The organism is Vibrio harveyi NBRC 15634 = ATCC 14126 = KCTC 12724 (assembly GCF_001591145.1).
In the GTDB taxonomy this organism is placed as follows: domain Bacteria; phylum Pseudomonadota; class Gammaproteobacteria; order Enterobacterales; family Vibrionaceae; genus Vibrio; species Vibrio harveyi.
The window spans coordinates 1-17,052 of sequence record NZ_BCUF01000036.1 but is presented as its reverse complement, the minus strand read 5'-3'; the positions used below and the strand labels follow the sequence as shown (position 1 = coordinate 17,052).

Genomic DNA, 17,052 nt, shown 5'->3' with positions numbered 1-17,052 from the left:
TGTAGCGATTTCAGATACAAAAATGCCGGCGATTAAGCCGGCATTTCGAATTCGCTTTCCATTCAGATTAACGGTACATACCGATGTCTTTCTGAATGTGTGCAGATAGGTCTTCTGCGTAGTAGCTGCGAGGTGCAGAGTTATCTACGAAAAGAATATCCAGTAAGTGAGCAATCAATCCTTTGAAGTTAACCGCGTAGGTCTTCTTATCCATAGAGGTTGGTAAAGCTACATTTGTCATTTGCATTGCTTGTGCCATGATTGCCTCTCTTTAAAAGCAGTAAATTGTTTTGTTGGTCGTATATTAGTCATTTTTTCTCTGAGCAAAAAATGACAAAATTTGGTTATTCAGATTAGTTTTTCTTATAAAACAATTCCGTTACAAACCATAAGAATACAAAATCCAACTAACCGCATACTTATTCAAAAAAGCGAATCTTTAGTTGAATAACTTGGATTTACACAGGTAAACCCAAGTTTATTTGCAACATTTAATTAACCAAATATTCTTTTAAAGGATTTTGAATTTACAAAATACTTAAGAGTTTTGATTAGTAATTTTAACGCTAGAGCTATTGGTTTCTTTGTTCTTATAGATAGAAGCAATAACCGCTGTCGTCATCACTGTCACTAGGAAAGTTAATGACCAAACCGTTGGGATTTCGTATTGCGTACCAACCAGTAGCATCTTCACACCAATGAACATCATGATCACTGACAGCGCTGGTTTTAGGTACACAAACTTGTCCAACATTGCTTGCAGTACAAAGTACAGAGAACGTAAACCAAGCAGAGCGAACACGTTAGCTGCTAATACCAAGAACGGTTCACGCGTTACCGCAAAGATTGCAGGGATCGAATCCAGTGCGAACATCACGTCCATCACTGCAATCACACCAACAACGATCAGCATTGGCGTTGCAACCCACTTACCTGCTTGTTTCAAGATCAAGTGGTTACCTTGATACTCTTCTGTCACTGGTAAGAATTTACGAATGAACTGCTCAGGGTATGGGTTCACCTCTTCTTCTTCGCCTTTATCTCGCGCCAGTTTAATACCAGTCCAAATTAGGAATGCTGCGAATAGGTAAAGCACCCAATGGTATTGAGCAAGTAATTGAGCACCTACTGCGATCATGATTGCACGTAGAACTAACGCACCAATCACACCCCACAATAGAGCGCGTGGACGCAAATGCTCTGGCACCTTGTATTGCGCAAAGATGATTGCGAACACAAACAAGTTATCGACACTTAACGATTTCTCAAGCAAGTAACCAGTTAAGAATGATATGGTCGCTTTTTCGTGTGTATAAACGCTATGAGGCGCGTAATAATCCCAAAAGAAATAGATAGAGCCTGCAAAGACAAACGCTAATAAGAACCAGAATACGCTCCAACCAATTGCTTTTTTCATGGTAATCAAGCCGCCACGAGTCTGATAGATATCGAGAGCGACTAAAACCAAAGTAAATAGGCCGAATACACCGTACATTGTCAGTGATTCTTGCAGTGGAACAGACTGGGATAATTGGGTGGTATTTTCGATAAGAGACATGCTTCCTCCCATGCGGAAGGACATTATTCGGGCTGACCTTCCGCAAACAATACAAACCAGCAGTCACATTACCCATGTGTCTGCTAGCCAATGAATGCGTTGGTCTCGTTGAAGTGATCACGTGATGAATCAAGTGACACCTTTATTTACCGGATAAGCTGATGCTTAACGAGATGACGATAAATAAACTTGCGCTAACTACTCCCCAAACGCCGCCATCATACCCCTGCTTGCGTCGATCTCCAACAAAAAATCGTTATCGATAAAAACAAAGCATTTTGTGAAAAATGTTTATCAACATCATGAATTCAAGCCGGTTCAGATACAAAAAAAGGAGCACTTATGCGCCCCTCATTTGTTGAATAGTCGATCTTTAAAAACCAGTTAGCGGTACAAAGTAAACCAGTGTTGACCAAACTGCGACCCAAGCAACGACAACCGCTGCGTCAGCCCAATCTTTTTTCCACATACTCTCTTCCCTCTTCATCGCATGTGCATTAGGGAGTGAGCAAAAAAGATACCAATAACGGTTATTGATTCTTCTGCGAGTAAAGTTTGTGACTTTGGTTCAAACAGTTTGGTTCGTCCGTTAGTAGTTCAACAAAGCAATCTGCCATGGAAAGATTACTGACAAAGCCTTCACCTTTCATATCCAGCAACGCTTCATAACCTTCTTTACCTTTCATAGTATAAGCAGACGAAGTACCACGGTACCAAAGCTCATCTTCCATCTCACACCAACGCTTACCATCAAAAATTTCTAGTTTTTTAATGCGTTGTCCTTTTGGCGCATCGGCTTGATATTCAAAGTTCACATTATGTGTGTATGGGTAGCTGCCAGAACCAGTGCCTTCAACACCATTGTTAAGTGCATTATTGATCGCGCCTTCCAATGCTAAACGAACAACTTTGCCTTGTACGTCATAAAAACCGATAGGAACGGCAAATGGCAACAATCGTCCGGCAACGTCTGCCACGGTAATATTTCCCGGATTGAGAGAAGTACGCACACCTCCCGCATTATGAATGGCAAATTGAACCTTGTGCCCACGCTTGTTAAGCGCATACAAGAATGAATGCGCTACTGCTGGAGCAAGTTCGCTTCCGCCAAATTCGTCAGGAATACGTACATGGCGCTTCTTCTCTGCCACATTTGCAATTACTTGTGATTGAAGCTTACGCACTCTTGGGATGTACTTATCATTTAAGATCGCTTGTGTCTCTGGGTGCTTTTTACAAACAACTACGTTTGGTTGACCATGAATAAAGTCACACGCTTCTTCAAACACACCTTGGTCAAGCTGCTCATTTAGTGTCGAATCCCAGAAAATGCGTCTTCCGAGTAGCAATTCATTTTGACCACTTAACATGGTCGCGGTGCCATTTTCATCAAATTCAAGAACACAATGCCCCATGGTTAATGCGTGATAACCAGCTTGAACGACATAAGTATCGTTTACCTTGACGCCATATGGGTCATCTTCGCCTAAGCCAATAGCGGTAAAGTTACCTTGTAACCTATGACTGTGACCACCGACTATGATGCCAATGCCATCCACTTGAGCTGCAAGCTCGAGATCCCCGTCATAACCTAAGTGGCTCAAAAGGATGATGTTTTTAATACCCGCTTGGTGGATGTTTTCAACAGTATGTTTTGCTGTTTCTATTGCAGAGATAAATGGTGTGTCGGCATCTGGGTTGGCAATATCGCTCATCTTATCGATAGACAAACCAAAGATGGCAACTTTCTCTCCGTGAAATTCTTTCACCAGATATTGCGCGCTTTGAGTCTCAGTGTCGAAGCTCAATACGTTATCGCAATCGCCCATGCGGTGATCTTTAGTTGGCAATTCATTGGATAAGTCCCAGTTACCTGCAAGCAACGGGAAGTTGGTACGCTGACAAAACAAAGCAACCGGTTCATTACCCATATCAAGTTCATGATTGCCCAGAGCCATCGCATCGATGTTAAGCGCGTTTAATAGGTCGGCGTTTGCTCTGCCTTTGAATAACGAGAAGTACAGAGTGCCCTGAAAACAGTCGCCAGCGTGTAAAAACAACATGCCCTGACCTTGACGTTGGGCATCATCACGAAGCTGTTCTACGCGTGTTGCGATACGTGAAAACCCACCAGCGCTCACGTAAGGCTCTAGTGTGCGTTCGTTATTAATATTGAGTTTTAGCTGTAATGACGTTGGCTCAAAGTAGGAATGAGTGTCATTGATGTGTGCCAGTTTGATTCTGACTGGCTTATGATTTTTATTCATTGTCATCTTCTCTCTTTTCATTCCGAAATGCCCAAGTGACCTCAAGACGCAGTATTCAGAGCGATGTCACTGATTTAAGTTCAAGGACAACGATGCAGCGTAATAGTCATCTATTTCCCAATTGTTTGACAAAGAAATTGAATCAGTGACACGCTCCCTTCGGGCGAGTTGACTTGGTTTGTATAGGTTGTTAACGCTTTTTAACTTAGGGCCACTAGGTTTTCAAATCGTTGCCTAGTCTACAAACCAAGTCATTCTCGCTGAACTAAGCATCTCGAGGTTACTTGGACATCATTATTAGAACTGAATCATGACAGAATCATGAATTTTATGAAACAGAGAAATTGTCATTTCATTTTTACGTGATCAAGATTCATTTTGCGTACAAGTTTGAAAGTGACTTTACGCCTAAACGGTCTCTATTCATAGGATGAATGCTCTTAAATTTGTGAACTGAGCTTAACTTGCCATGATCAATTTCATATATGCTTATGAGGAGCAAAAGAACTCTCGATAATTCAAATAATTGCAAGGAGGAGTGAGATGAGACTAGAACGCATCGAAATCTCTGGGTTTAGAGGCATTAAACGCCTTTCACTCTCTTTTGACGAACTGACGACCTTAATCGGTGAGAACACTTGGGGTAAATCCTCCCTACTCGACGCCCTGTCTCTCGCCTTACCTGCAGATGGCTCTCTCTATCAATTTGAAATGACGGACTTCCACGTCGACTATTCCATCTCGCACCCACAAACACAGCATCTTCAAATCGTACTCTGTTTTAAATCTCAAGATAAACAAGAAGTGAATGCTGGACGTTATCGTCGCATTAAGCCTACATGGTGCATCAACGAAGACAACGAACACGTCATTTATTACCGTTTAAGTGCCAGTAGAGATGGTCACCACATCACAACCAAGTACGCATTCTTGGACTGTGATGGCGAAGCGAAGCAACTGCATCATGCAGAGAAACTCGCAATTGAACTGATGACTCTTCACCCAGTAATCCGATTACGCGACTCACGCCGTTTCCCCGAACCCAATCACATTAATGGTGACAACAAAAATGCTCGTATAGAAAAACGCATTAATAATACCTGCCGTCGCCTGTTTGCTATGCCTGGTCATGTGAACAAAGGTGAAGTTCGCAGCAGTCTTGATTCAATGCACACGTTAGTCGAGCACTATTTTGCATTCCGAAGCGTGAAGAAAGGTCACCCGAGAAAACCGCGAGACGGTCTGTTCTATGCCAGCCCTTCTGCTGAAAAAGGGTTATCGCAGTTTTTGAAAGAGACGAATAACAAGCAAACTCGCTTACTACTTATGGGATTGTTAAACGCGTACCTACAAGCCAAAGGCCCGACAGACTTAAGACGTTGTGCACGTCCCATCTTGATCATTGAAGATCCAGAAGGTCGTTTACATCCTACTCATCTATCCCGCGCTTGGAGCTTGTTGCAACTGCTTCCGATGCAGAAGATTCTCACCACAAACAGTGCCCGTTTACTCGGCTCTGTACCGTTGGCATCGATTCGTCGATTAGTTCGTTTGTCAGATCGAACCATTGCAAAGTCACTCAACACAAACCGCTTTAGTGTCGACCAACTCCGTCGGATTGGCTTCCACATTCGTTTTCATCGTGCTGGTGCCCTATTTGCTCGTTGCTGGCTATTGGTTGAGGGTGAAACAGAAGTTTGGTTATTTAACGAACTGGCACGTCAATGCGGGTATGACTTAGCGGCAGAAGGCGTACAAATCGTTGAATTTGCCCAGTCTGGGTTGAAGTCTCTGATCAAAGTCGCCAAAGAATTTGGGATAGATTGGCACGTCGTCACTGACGGAGATCCTGCGGGTAAGAAATACGCTCATACAGTAAGAGCGCATTTGGATAACGACCAAGAACGCCATCGCTTAACGGAATTACCTGACAGAGACATCGAGCATTTTCTCTATAACAATGGTTTCGAACTTTTCTTTAAGGACATTATCAAAGTTCCTCATGAGCACCCAATCCCAGCAAAGAAAGTCGTAAATCGCGTTCTGAAGAAACAAGCAAAACCCGATCTCGCCTTAGCGATTGTCGCTCATTGTGAAGAACGAGGTGTAGATTGCATCCCTGTGCTACTGCGCTGGACGTTGAAACGTGTCGTTACCATGGCAAACGGAAACACCTAACAAGCGTATAAATAAAAAAAAGCACACCAACCTGGTGTGCTTGTATCAAGAATCAGTAATTTTGATTAACTGTATTGAGCGGGATAAGTCTCAACACACAGCGGATACAAATAAGATCGGGGGTTCACTACTGTACTTGCTCAGCGAGCGAAGAAGTAGCGGCTGATTTCGCATGTAACCAAAGTCCTGTTGCTTTCATTAAGTAGCCAAACACGCCACCTAAAATCAGCGATGGCACTACAAGTTGCCAATTGCCGTCTGCAGCAAAAGTGGCGCATGAGCCAATGAAAGTGCCAGGGATGTACGCTAGCCAAGCTTGTTTCGCTTGAATACACATAAAGAACGCAACTACAGCAGTAATTACATAACCGATAATCTCTACACCTACGTAAGTTGAACCGTAAATGATTACCAACGCCCAAAATACGCCTGTCATATTGGTGATCAAACTTTCTGCTAGCCCTTTTAAGCCACTTGTCGGGGATGCAAAGTAACTTGTACAGCCAAGAAAGCCTGCCCAAGACAACAGACCAAGGGAGATAGCGATCCAGCCCCATACGCCAGAGAGAATGCCAGTTGTAATTGAAATTGCTAAAAGTGTGGTCATGGTATTCTTACCCGCTTGACTAGTTTCGTACCACTTGGTTCGAAAACTGCCTTCATACATTGAAATCAGGCAGTCAATACTAGGCACATCCCTCATTGACTTCGGTGATCAAGATCGCAATAACATCCTATAACGTTGCATGTTTTACACGTTAAATTTGACGCAACCGATAAATCAACAGATTTCGAAAATAACAAAATCACAATAAATTGGGCGAAATAAGCAATAGATGACAAAAAAGGCCCTGCACAATGCAGAGCCTTTACTAAGATGCGATCATTTTGTTTCGAATATCGCTTAAAGCACTGAAGGTTTGCCTTTCATCATGCGTAAGCCTTCACGTTTGATGCAGTCAACCAATGGGTTTTCCGCCATATCAGCACGCCATATAAACGATAATGTTCGATCCATCTTCAGATCAGGTACGTTCAGCGCAACCAAATCACCAGCTTCAATGTAACGTTCTACATCAAGATAAGGCAGGCACGTCAAATACTGACCATTGGATACCAAGCTTCTTAGAACTGGAACATGTTCGTATTCACGCCACACGTCCAAATCTTCAATAAGATGGTGAATCGAACTATCAAAAATCTTGCGAGTACCAGAACCATGTTCTCGCAACACCCATTTCGCTTGTTCAAGTTGAGCTAAGCTCACTGATGAGTTACGCGCAAATGGATGGTGGGACGCTGCGACTACAGTAAGATGGTCTCGACACCAAATCTCTTGGTGTAAACGGTTATCGTCACAGCGACCTTCAATCACGCCCAGATCGTATTTGTAATCCAAGACACCATCGATGACGGCCTGAGTACTCTGTACGCCTAAGGAGATACGCATCTCTGGAAAATCATTATCAATGATACTGATAAGGTCAGGAACTAGGTGTTCTGCAGGTGTTTGACTCGCGCCTAATCGAATGTGCCCACTCAACAAGTGTTGCTCGTAAAAACCCATTTCAATTTGTAGCGCGTCTTGCAGTAAACGCTTTGCTTTTGGTCTTAACCACATCCCCCAATGTGTTAAAGCCATTTGTTTGCCTTGCCTTTCAAATAAAGGTCTACCAAGCATTTTTTCCAACTGAGCAAGCGACATGCTCGTCGCCGATTGTGTCAGAGCCAGTTTATCCGCGGCCTGGCTTACACTGCCGGTATCTGCAACAGCGTCAAAAACCGCTAATTGCTTAAGTGAGTAGCGCAAAGTGTCCTCCCTAATTGGCGAGTATTCCCCATACTCTCGCAACCCAAAAATACATGCGTCGATACGCAATGAGGTTCATTTTACCTGCCTTTAAGAACTTATCAAATAATTTGATGAGGATTCTAAATATTATCAATTTTACCTGTAGCTCTGACCTGCTTAATCTGGATATGCGGTTCGGGAACACCGCAACAAAAAACAATAACACCTTCTCTTTCGAGTACAGAAAACGTCTCGATTTCATTAACCAAGGAGTTCATATGGAACCACAGACTAAGGAGTCATTATGGCGGTGACCAGCTCTCAAAATATCCAGTATTTCTCTCCAAAAGAAATGATGGCTGAAGCTGAGAAGTTTGCACTTAGTAAAGCAAACAAAACCAGCGGCATGACACTGGGTTTGGCAATTATGGCAGGCGCATTCATAGGTTTAGCATTCTTGTTCTACATCACAGTGACAACAGGTAGTGCGGATGCAGGTTGGGGTCTTAGCCGTCTTGCAGGTGGTTTAGCATTCAGTATGGGTTTGATACTCATCGTCATTTGCGGTGGTGAGTTGTTTACCAGTTCAGTGCTTTCGAGCATCTCATGGGCAAACAAACAAATCTCATTCGGCAAAATGTTGTCGATTTGGGGCAAGGTTTATGTAGGTAACTTCATCGGTGCAATGTTTTTACTTGCATTGGTAAGTGCGGCGGGCTTGTACCAAATGGATGCAGGTCAATGGGGCTTAAACGCACTCAACATCGCACAGCACAAACTACACCATACATTGGTACAAGCTTTTGCATTAGGCATTTTATGTAACTTATTGGTTTGTCTTGCAATCTGGCTGACATTCAGCTCGGCAAACGCTATGACCAAAGCAGCAATGACCATCATGCCAGTCGCGATGTTCGTTAGCAGTGGTTTTGAGCACTGTGTGGCAAACATGTTCATGGTACCGCTAGGTATCGTTATCGCAAACTTCGCACCGGAATCTTTCTGGACTGCGGTTGGTGTACCAGCTTCTCAATATGCAGATTTGAATGTCGGTCACTTCATCACTACAAACCTAATTCCAGTGACTCTAGGCAATATCGTTGGTGGTGCAGTATTGGTTGGTTTAGCTAACTGGTGCATTTACCGTCGACCAGAACTTAAAGCAGCAAAAGTTGCATCAATTACAAACACTACAACACTCACGTCAGTTAAGGAACGCACTATGAAAAACGCATCGATTGTAAAAGAGATCATGAACCCTAGCCCAGTTACTCTGAGCGTAGAAATGCCAGTATCAACTGCACTAGATACCCTGTTGGACAACAATCTAATCAGTGCACCTGTTGTTGACATTGAAAACCGTTTGGTTGGTTTCTTCTCAGCACACGACGTAATGGTTGAATTATGGTGCCAAGATTACATCCCAGCTCAAGAACAAAAAGTTGTCGATTTGATGAGCCGTGACGTAGTAGCAATTGATGCAAATGACCGCTTAGTCGACGTTGTTGAGTTCTTATGTATCGATAAAGAACAACTTTACCCAACGACGAGCATGGGCATGGCGACTCGCTTTACTTCTCTTTCTTTAGAAGAACGCGCGAAAAGTATCAAAGTAAGCAAGCCTCAAGTGCTGCCTGTACTAGAAAACGGTCTCATGGTTGGCGTGGTGACACGTAGTGAAGTTCTTAAAGCTCTTCGTCCGGTATATGGCGAACGTCTAAACCTAGTTGAAGATAACGTTCTAGAAACAGCATAAAACTATTACAACTAGCAACTAACAACTAACAACTAACAACTAACAACAAAAGTTGGCACCAATAAAAAAGCGCTCTATTTAGAGCGCTTTCTTTATTTATACACACAAGAGCAAGAAATTACTTCTTAATACCTTCGATGTGCAATTCCATATCAACGTAGCTCGATGAGCCCATTACAGGGATTTCGAAATCAGCAAGCTCAAGACGGGTTTGACCAATGAAGCCCGCACGCTCACCACCCCATGGGTCGTTACCCGCGCCAACAAATTCTGCTTCGATTGTGATTGGCTTAGTGACACCGTGAAGAGTAAGATCACCTGTTACATCTAGCTTACCGTTGCCTTTGTCTACAACTTTTGTACTCTTAAACGTCGCTTCGCTGTATTTACCTGCATCGATGAAATCACCGCTACGGATGTGTTTATCACGCTCTGCATGGTTTGAATCAAGGCTAGTTGTATCAACCACTACGTTTACTTTCGAATCAGCAATGTTGTTTTCATCAAAAGAAAAGTCACCAGAAAATGTATTAAAACGACCTTTGATGAAACTGTAACCTAAGTGGCTTACTTTAAAGTTAATAGATGCGTGAGCGCCTTTCGTATCGATAACGTAATCTGCAGCGTTAGCACCAAACGGTAGTGCCATAGCGATTGCTAGTCCTGTAGCGAAAAGTGACTTTTTCATTTTGAAGCTCCTAACATTTTTCTTAATGTGTTGTCTTTATCGATAAAGTGATGTTTTAGTGCAGCAGCGGCATGCATACCAGCCATTAGGATTACAGCCCAAGCTGCATAGAAGTGAATTTCACCCGCAATATCTGATTGACCGGGAAATAACTCCCCTGCGCCTGGTACCGTAAACCAATTAAAAACTTCGATACCGCGACCATCAGATGTTGAGATAAGGTAACCTGAAATAAAGATAGTGATGAGCAATAAGTACATCACACCATGTGCCGCCTTTGCTGCAGCCACTTCATAAGGTTTACCTTCTACTTTTGGTGACGCCGTCACATGTTTCCACACGATGCGAGCCAAAGTAAGTATTGCCAATAGAATGCCCACAGAGCGGTGATAATGTGGCGCCGTACGATACCATTCGCTGTAGTAGCTAAGGTCGACCATCCACAAACCCACAGCAAACAAACCGATGATGCAAAGTGCTGATAACCAATGCATAAATCGTGCAGGTAGGTTGTAATTCTTTACCAGTGTTTCCATCTCACGTTCCTAGATATGTTCCTAAGTTGATGTTGAGCAAGAAACACAACATTAACTTATTTACCTTGTATGAAACAGATTATTTACCATCCTTTACATCTAACCAATATTGCTTGTTAAAACATCTTGTTCGAAAAATTTGAAGGAACTTAAAATCGTTTGTAAAACGTAAACTTAGATCTGAACTTCTTGTTCTATTTCATACAGTTCATCGCTCATTTCTAACATACGCCGTTCAATTACTGTTTTTGCATCTTCAATCCCTTTGTTGTAATAGATCGGTGCGAGTTTTTCTGTGATGAAATCAATCAAAAATTCGCTGTCAAATTGCCCGATTTCAAGACTCAGTTCGTCCTGCATGTAATCTTGAATGGCTGTCGCCAATGTTTCTTTTTGTGCTCTTTCTAGTTTGATCATATTTTACCTACGGAACTCTATTCTCAATTTTGATGTTTAGATCAAGAAGTTGCCTATCTAAATTAGTCTATCCTAAAAGGACTATGCTAACCTTTCGCCGTTCATATTGTTAACCGTTAAGGGATATTCTTTGCTACTCGACTTAGTCATTCAAAGTGTCAATGATTTTCAGGACGATTGTCTCAAACTGTGTGAGAAGCATTATCCTGCGGTACATAACCAAGGTATGAGTGAACACCATCTCGGTCTTGCATTTGCACGACGTATGGAGCACACATTTCGTCACTTTGGTTACAGTAGTATCATCAAACCAATTGAAGTACTTGATGCCCCAGATTTACCTCACCATTATCGCATCTCATCTGAAATTGGTACGGTCTGGGTATTAAGCCATCATATGGTCAGTGCAGGCAATTCATGCCGCGAAAACCTACTTTCTTCTATCACTGAATGGCAAAGTGAGTACGGCTATGCATTACAGCCGAATGATTTACTATTTTTGGTGAGCGATCATTGGATCAGCCGTAGTAAAACCAGTCGAGAGTTATTACATTGGTGGATGGGTGAGCTACCTGAGCCAATTAATGAATATACCGAGCAAGGCATCACATTGTTTACCAGCGAGTCACAGCTTACCCATTCCCTGGATACGCGCTTTGGTATCAGCCCTTGCTACATTAAATTTGGACATCCTTTGCGCCGCTCAAACAAGCAACAACTGGTCAGAAAGTACCTTCAACTGTACGCGGTTTTACAGTGGTAACATCAAATTGCAACAGGTAGATTATCAGCCTATTCATCTATTTGTTTGAGGCTGATCGATATTTCCATTCAATACAAGCTAACTCTCTTGCCTTGACCCCTTCAGCACAATTAGATTCGACTTACTGAAGTAAAACTAGATGCACAACAATCAGTTAGGCATCAGTGAAAGTATCTTGGTCTAGGTTACAAACAATAATGATGAGTATCTCGCAGCTACTGGGCTGCATTTCAAAACAATTAGATGGACAATACGTCGCACAATATAAGCAACTGACGTTGAGAAGCGTATTTCAACCCATCTATCAGAAAGATCTTTCTATCATCGGTCTTGAGGCGCTGGTACGTATCAGCAATCAAGATGGGCTCATGATTAGACCAGACCAATTCTTTCACTCAACGAGCATCCCCAGTGAAGATCAAATCAATGTTGAGCGCTTAAGTCGACTCATTCACATCAGCAATTTCGGTCAGTCCAAGTTTAGCAATAAAAAGCTGTTCTTAAATGTCTTACCAAAAGCAGCTGAGATGCTGGCAAAAGACGTGTCTTATAGTAATTTGCTAAATCAATCCATCGTCGAAGCCGGCTTGCGCCGAAAGCAAATCGTCATGGAGTTAGTTGAACTTGATGCAAGTGACGAAAACTTCCTCTACAAAGCTACGAAAGAGCTCAGTGATAATGGCTATATGCTTGCCATTGATGATTACGGAATTGATGCCTCAACGATTGAGCGCGTTAGATGCGTAAAACCGAACATCATAAAAATAGATCGATCGTTGCTATTGAGGTACGAAAATGGCGACTTTTCGTGTTTGATGGAAGCACTCTCGCTAGCGAGAGATGTGAACTCAAAAACCGTTATTGAAGGAATTGAAACCGAGCATCAACTTAACTTAATGAAAAAACTCGGTTTCGATATGTATCAAGGCTACTTATTAGCGATGCCTCAAACGCTTGAAGCGTACCAAGAAGCAAAGACTGCGTAATCAACGTTATTGATAATCGCAATCACCTTTTTATTTTCGGTTTTTTCCGCGGTTTTTATGGATTGCCAGTTTTGCCTTCATCTTACGTTTTTCTGCAGAACGACTCTTACGACGACCACCACCACTATTACGTTCAGGTTCAATTTCTTCTATTAAGCTTGGTTCAAAGCCTTCTAACCACTCTTGCGGTAAGCGTTGGTCAAGCAGATTTTCAATGGCGTGCAATAGATACTCTTCATCACGACTCATCAAAGAAACCGCAAGACCAGATTTACCCGCACGTCCCGTACGACCAATACGGTGGACGTAATCTTCCGCCTTAAAAGGCATATCGAAGTTAATGACTTGCTCAAGTTGTTGAATATCTAAACCGCGAGCGGCAACATCAGTTGCAATTAACGCACGTACTTTACCTTCTTTGAACTCGTCAAGCGCACGCTGACGAGCACCTTGAGATTTATCTCCATTGATAGAGACCGCTTTAATGCCATCCAGTTTAAGCTCTTTAGCCAGTTCGTCACTACCTTGCTTAGTCTTGGTAAATACCAATACCTGCTGCCAGTTACGTGAACCAATTAAGTACGCTAGCAGTTCGCGTTTACGCTTCTTATCGACTGGGTAAACCATTTGTTTCACTGTTTCTGCCGTCGTATTTGCTGGTGATACTTCCACCTCGACCGGAGAATCCATCAATTTGTAAGCAATGGTTTTAATGCGCTTCTCAAACGTCGCTGAGAAAAGCATGGTCTGTTTCGTTTGTGGTAAACGACGAAGGATACGTTGCAGATCAGGCCAAAAACCCATATCCAACATACGATCCGCTTCATCCAAAACAAGGATGCCTGTTTTAGAAATGTTTACGTTGCCATTAAACAAATGGTCAAGTAGGCGCCCCGGTGTTGCGATAAGGATGTCTGCGCCCTCTTCAAGCTTTTTCTTTTGTACGCCAATACTCGTGCCACCGTAAACACACACTATTTTAAGATCAGTATTTGCTGAGTATTGCGTGAGGTTGTCCATCACTTGCTGAGCCAGTTCTCGAGTCGGCACGAGAATCAGTGCTTGCGGCGTGCCATTACGTTTCTGTTGCTGAACAGTCTGGATGATTGGCAAGCCAAATGCCGCAGTCTTACCTGTACCAGTTTGTGCAGCGGCAAGCAGATCTTTACCTTCCAGCACGTGTGGAATCGATTTTTCCTGAACAGGAGTCGGCGTAACAATATTCAAACCACCTAGGGTCTCAACCAACGGTTGTTCAATGCCAAGATCAGCGAAATTAACGGACATGATAAACCTCTTAATTTTTGGAGCGCAGAGTTTACCAGAGCGCCTTTGGGCATACTACCTTTAGCAGTCAATGCGTTATGAATTAATTAGCTGTTGATGATACTCAGCAGATTGACTCAACACATCTCGATACAGCGCAGCAAACTTCCCTTCCAATTGTTCATATTCATTATCCAGAACCTCAAACGTCGTCGTGAGGTCTGCCATACGCGGCGTTCTTTGCGACATCCGATGAAGGGCAAATTCGATGTTTTCTAAGTATTGATAAGACTGCAACCAACCACCACTCCACATACGACTATGTAACAACAAAAATCGTGGAGGCAGTTGTTCTGATATTTGTTCATTCACTTGGAGATAAGCATATTGAACAAAGGAATCTAAAGATTGCTCGCTAAATGAATACCAATGCTTGGCTAAACAGTGGTCCCAAAACATATCAAGAGCGATAGGTGCAAAGCGTCGTGCAACGCCAGTAAAGTGTGGTTTGCATTCTTCGACAATAGCGTGGTGATCGGTGATACGATCCACAAAACGATGGAGTTTAATACCATTGGAAATATCAGCTTGATATTGCTTGCTTGGATCTCCCTTTACGAAATCTCCAAGCAAGTTTCCCATTAAATGGCTATTACAGTGATCTGCAATATGCAGGTGGGCTAGAAAGTTCATTAGACGCTGTGAGTGGCCTTTTGGCTCGTCTTACATGAACTTAGTATAACGTCTGTAGTGACGCGGTGAGAGTACTAATTGTACTTATTCGGCTTCTTCTTCTGAGCCAATGTAGTCCGACAAGATAATACCGATTTCGAGTGCATCAAGCATCTCTAGGCATTCGTCGTTTTGGTATTGGTCGCTCATTGTGACCTCCTTTGTTTTACATCTCCTGAAGCATTCATGCTTCGATTCTACTGCCATAACTTCTTCTTTATCGATGACAGCAACTCCTTTTTATAGCCTTTATATGACACATTCATGACAGCGAAAAGTAAAGTTTTGGAAAGCTATGACAGAAATCATAAGTAAACGTTTGCGGTCAATATTCCCAAAAAACCAGACACCAACGCCAAAGCACTACCATTTCATATGCATGCAATTGTCAGATTTTAATTAGTTTTCTGTCATTAATGGATATGATGTACCGTTATAGGTAGCTTCAGATCTCATATTTTGAAATCGATTAGCCACTTGTTACATATTTTGCTGATAAGCCGCGCATATTTTGTTTCGATATAACTATAAGTTTGTTCAACACCGTTTTCATCTCAAATGGAGCTATAAATGAGAGAAGTTGAGTTTAGAACGATAGACAGATTGTTTATCAAAATGTCTATCAACGACAAAATGTGGGTCATTTTCCTTCTGTTCCTAGTGACTTTAACTTCAGTGGCAGGCAGCCGCTATTTCAATGACATTCAACAATTTGAGCAGCAGTCGATCATTGCTGCGCAAGCTCGGCTTTCGGGTGTGGTCGAATCACAACCAGATAGCCTACGCAGCATCAATGGCGTTGTGAACGTAAGCTCGGTCAACGATGCGAAGTTTGAAAACGGTACGGTGACCGTTTATTCTTCATTAAAATCAGGTCAAGCTATTCAACTCACTGAAAACTTATCTAGCCAATATCAACAAGCGAAGTCAGGGGCTTTAACTACGTTCCTTCTAAGCTTACTTTGGGCTGTACCGTTCGCCCTATTCTCTTATTGGGTAGCAACCTTTATTGGTGGTGCTTTGTGGGTGTTGTACACAACAACTGAAAAGATTGGCGACGGCGATTTAACGTCACGATTAGGTTTTCATCCAGGGCGCGATGAGTTCGGCACTATCGGTTGTGCGCTCGATAAGTCAATGGATACTCTGACCGAGCTAGTAAACAGCGTAAAAGATAACGCAAATACCCTAAGCGAAACATCGGCTTCCTTCGAACAAGATATGAAGCTAAGCGAAACGCAAATCGCACATCAATACCAGACATTAGATTCTGTTGCGACGGCAATGGAAGAAATGACAGCATCAGCCAAAGAAGTATCGAGTGTTTCTCAGCAAGCAACGCTTCAATCAGACCAAGATGCGCAACAGATTGAGAACAGTCGTAACCGCGTACAGAGTGTTATCACCGAAATTGAAACTTTATCGAGCTACATTGAGCAAGCGTCAGCTTCTGTTGGCAGCTTGAACGAAAACACAACGCAAATTAACGACGTTATCACCACCATCAATGCGATCTCTGAGCAAACCAACCTACTCGCACTAAATGCAGCCATTGAAGCGGCCCGCGCTGGCGAACAAGGTCGTGGCTTCGCTGTGGTTGCTGATGAGGTTCGAACACTTGCAAGTCGCACCCAACAGGCAACGGTTGAAATTCAAGCTATGATTGAGAAGCTCCAGGTCGAGAGCCAAAACATTGCTTCTATTACAGATCGTACCGTTCAACAAGCGCAAACTAGTAGCCAACTGATTGATGAAATCGGTGGTGATGTAACAGCAATTGCTGACTCAGCACGTTCACTGATGGATATGAGTATTCAAATCTCAACCTCTGCGGAAGAACAAAGCGCAGTAGCAAACGACATTGCATCTGAACTGTCAGACATTCGTTCTCAATCTAATACGATCAGAGAAGTAGCAGAACAATCAACAAGTGGGGTTGCTGCGTTAACGCAAGCGTCTGTCTCGCTTGGTGATGTATTGAAACGCTACCGCACAGCATAATCGAAATTAAGACCAAAAAGGGCTCCGAGTAAGGAGCCCTTTTTATTTGTTGTGGATTTTATTGTTATACCCAAGTGACTTCAAGATGCAGGGTTCAGAGCGTTGTCATTGA

15 protein-coding genes are annotated in these 17,052 nt (G+C 42.8%); 5 read left to right on the top strand and 10 right to left on the bottom strand.

The annotated features are described in order from the left end of the window. Nucleotides 1-67 precede the first annotated feature (67 nt). The 3 genes from VHA02S_RS17635 to VHA02S_RS17625 all read right to left on the bottom strand — a co-directional run bounded on the left by VHA02S_RS17635 (nucleotide 68) and on the right by VHA02S_RS17625 (nucleotide 3,831). Nucleotides 68-259 carry a hypothetical protein gene (locus VHA02S_RS17635; RefSeq protein WP_005451745.1) on the bottom strand — a complete coding sequence of 64 codons (192 nt, stop codon included), beginning with the start codon at nucleotides 257-259 and terminating at the stop codon, nucleotides 68-70. Nucleotides 260-538: 279 nt separating this feature from the next. Further along, nucleotides 539-1,558 carry a TerC/Alx family metal homeostasis membrane protein gene (locus VHA02S_RS17630; protein ID WP_038898921.1) on the bottom strand — a complete coding sequence of 340 codons (1,020 nt, stop codon included), beginning with the start codon at nucleotides 1,556-1,558 and terminating at the stop codon, nucleotides 539-541. 530 nt (nucleotides 1,559-2,088) lie between these two features. Beyond that, nucleotides 2,089-3,831, bottom strand: coding sequence for a bifunctional metallophosphatase/5'-nucleotidase (locus VHA02S_RS17625; protein ID WP_038898920.1), 1,743 nt, complete (start codon nucleotides 3,829-3,831; stop codon nucleotides 2,089-2,091). 537 nt (nucleotides 3,832-4,368) lie between these two features. Between VHA02S_RS17625 and VHA02S_RS17620 the strand changes: the two genes are divergently transcribed. Further along, entirely contained in the window at nucleotides 4,369-6,003 is a 1,635-nt protein-coding gene (locus VHA02S_RS17620; RefSeq protein WP_005451741.1) for a DUF2813 domain-containing protein, read from the top strand. A 127-nt stretch (nucleotides 6,004-6,130) separates the two neighbouring features. On the opposite strand, the gene VHA02S_RS17615 is transcribed toward VHA02S_RS17620, so the two are convergent. Both VHA02S_RS17615 and VHA02S_RS17610 read right to left on the bottom strand, forming a co-directional pair. Next, entirely contained in the window at nucleotides 6,131-6,610 is a 480-nt protein-coding gene (locus VHA02S_RS17615) for a DUF1097 domain-containing protein (protein ID WP_005451739.1), read from the bottom strand. Nucleotides 6,611-6,907: 297 nt separating this feature from the next. Further along, on the bottom strand, nucleotides 6,908-7,813 hold the full coding sequence (locus VHA02S_RS17610; RefSeq protein WP_005441888.1) for a LysR substrate-binding domain-containing protein: 906 nt from the start codon (nucleotides 7,811-7,813) through the stop codon (nucleotides 6,908-6,910). Between the two features lie 286 nt (nucleotides 7,814-8,099). On the opposite strand from VHA02S_RS17610, the gene focA reads away from it, so the two are divergent. Next, complete coding sequence (focA, locus tag VHA02S_RS17600) at nucleotides 8,100-9,551, top strand: formate transporter FocA (RefSeq protein ID WP_038898919.1); 1,452 nt, start codon at nucleotides 8,100-8,102, stop codon at nucleotides 9,549-9,551. A gap of 118 nt (nucleotides 9,552-9,669) precedes the next feature. Here focA and VHA02S_RS17595 read toward each other — a convergent pair whose 3' ends face one another. The 3 genes from VHA02S_RS17595 to VHA02S_RS17585 all read right to left on the bottom strand — a co-directional run bounded on the left by VHA02S_RS17595 (nucleotide 9,670) and on the right by VHA02S_RS17585 (nucleotide 11,192). Next, complete coding sequence (locus tag VHA02S_RS17595) at nucleotides 9,670-10,239, bottom strand: YceI family protein (protein ID WP_005451734.1); 570 nt, start codon at nucleotides 10,237-10,239, stop codon at nucleotides 9,670-9,672. Continuing rightward, nucleotides 10,236-10,775: a cytochrome b gene (locus tag VHA02S_RS17590; protein WP_017819592.1), complete on the bottom strand. Its 540-nt coding sequence runs from the start codon at nucleotides 10,773-10,775 to the stop codon at nucleotides 10,236-10,238. The genes VHA02S_RS17595 and VHA02S_RS17590 overlap by 4 nt, the downstream gene beginning before the upstream one ends. 174 nt (nucleotides 10,776-10,949) lie before the next feature. Next, entirely contained in the window at nucleotides 10,950-11,192 is a 243-nt protein-coding gene (locus tag VHA02S_RS17585) for a DUF2164 domain-containing protein (RefSeq protein ID WP_009696700.1), read from the bottom strand. A 130-nt stretch (nucleotides 11,193-11,322) separates the two neighbouring features. On the opposite strand from VHA02S_RS17585, the gene VHA02S_RS17580 reads away from it, so the two are divergent. Then, complete coding sequence (locus VHA02S_RS17580; protein ID WP_005451726.1) at nucleotides 11,323-11,955, top strand: hypothetical protein; 633 nt, start codon at nucleotides 11,323-11,325, stop codon at nucleotides 11,953-11,955. Nucleotides 11,956-12,152: 197 nt separating this feature from the next. After that, the gene (locus VHA02S_RS17575) at nucleotides 12,153-12,941 is read left to right on the top strand and encodes an EAL domain-containing protein (protein ID WP_038898918.1); all 789 of its coding nucleotides are present in this window, start codon (nucleotides 12,153-12,155) and stop codon (nucleotides 12,939-12,941) included. A gap of 30 nt (nucleotides 12,942-12,971) precedes the next feature. Here VHA02S_RS17575 and VHA02S_RS17570 read toward each other — a convergent pair whose 3' ends face one another. Both VHA02S_RS17570 and VHA02S_RS17565 read right to left on the bottom strand, forming a co-directional pair. After that, the gene (locus tag VHA02S_RS17570) at nucleotides 12,972-14,228 is read right to left on the bottom strand and encodes a DEAD/DEAH box helicase (RefSeq protein ID WP_038898917.1); all 1,257 of its coding nucleotides are present in this window, start codon (nucleotides 14,226-14,228) and stop codon (nucleotides 12,972-12,974) included. Nucleotides 14,229-14,303: 75 nt separating this feature from the next. Beyond that, the gene (locus VHA02S_RS17565; RefSeq protein WP_009696702.1) at nucleotides 14,304-14,900 is read right to left on the bottom strand and encodes an acyl carrier protein phosphodiesterase; all 597 of its coding nucleotides are present in this window, start codon (nucleotides 14,898-14,900) and stop codon (nucleotides 14,304-14,306) included. A gap of 609 nt (nucleotides 14,901-15,509) precedes the next feature. Here VHA02S_RS17565 and VHA02S_RS17560 point away from each other — a divergent pair. Continuing rightward, nucleotides 15,510-16,940, top strand: coding sequence for a methyl-accepting chemotaxis protein (locus VHA02S_RS17560; protein ID WP_038898916.1), 1,431 nt, complete (start codon nucleotides 15,510-15,512; stop codon nucleotides 16,938-16,940). The last annotated feature ends 112 nt before the right edge of the window (nucleotides 16,941-17,052 follow it).

Excerpts from the sequence above, each read along its gene's own strand:
- VHA02S_RS17635 (WP_005451745.1), bottom strand. The coding sequence starts at position 259 with ATGGCACAAGCAATGCAAATGACAAATGTAGCTTTACCAACCTCTATG.
- VHA02S_RS17630 (WP_038898921.1), bottom strand. The coding sequence starts at position 1,558 with ATGTCTCTTATCGAAAATACCACCCAATTATCCCAGTCTGTTCCACTG.
- VHA02S_RS17625 (WP_038898920.1), bottom strand. The coding sequence starts at position 3,831 with ATGACAATGAATAAAAATCATAAGCCAGTCAGAATCAAACTGGCACAC.
- VHA02S_RS17620 (WP_005451741.1), top strand. The coding sequence starts at position 4,369 with ATGAGACTAGAACGCATCGAAATCTCTGGGTTTAGAGGCATTAAACGC.
- VHA02S_RS17615 (WP_005451739.1), bottom strand. The coding sequence starts at position 6,610 with ATGACCACACTTTTAGCAATTTCAATTACAACTGGCATTCTCTCTGGC.
- focA (WP_038898919.1), top strand. The coding sequence starts at position 8,100 with ATGGCGGTGACCAGCTCTCAAAATATCCAGTATTTCTCTCCAAAAGAA.
- VHA02S_RS17595 (WP_005451734.1), bottom strand. The coding sequence starts at position 10,239 with ATGAAAAAGTCACTTTTCGCTACAGGACTAGCAATCGCTATGGCACTA.
- VHA02S_RS17590 (WP_017819592.1), bottom strand. The coding sequence starts at position 10,775 with ATGGAAACACTGGTAAAGAATTACAACCTACCTGCACGATTTATGCAT.
- VHA02S_RS17585 (WP_009696700.1), bottom strand. The coding sequence starts at position 11,192 with ATGATCAAACTAGAAAGAGCACAAAAAGAAACATTGGCGACAGCCATT.
- VHA02S_RS17575 (WP_038898918.1), top strand. The coding sequence starts at position 12,153 with ATGATGAGTATCTCGCAGCTACTGGGCTGCATTTCAAAACAATTAGAT.
- VHA02S_RS17570 (WP_038898917.1), bottom strand. The coding sequence starts at position 14,228 with ATGTCCGTTAATTTCGCTGATCTTGGCATTGAACAACCGTTGGTTGAG.
- VHA02S_RS17565 (WP_009696702.1), bottom strand. The coding sequence starts at position 14,900 with ATGAACTTTCTAGCCCACCTGCATATTGCAGATCACTGTAATAGCCAT.
- VHA02S_RS17560 (WP_038898916.1), top strand. The coding sequence starts at position 15,510 with ATGAGAGAAGTTGAGTTTAGAACGATAGACAGATTGTTTATCAAAATG.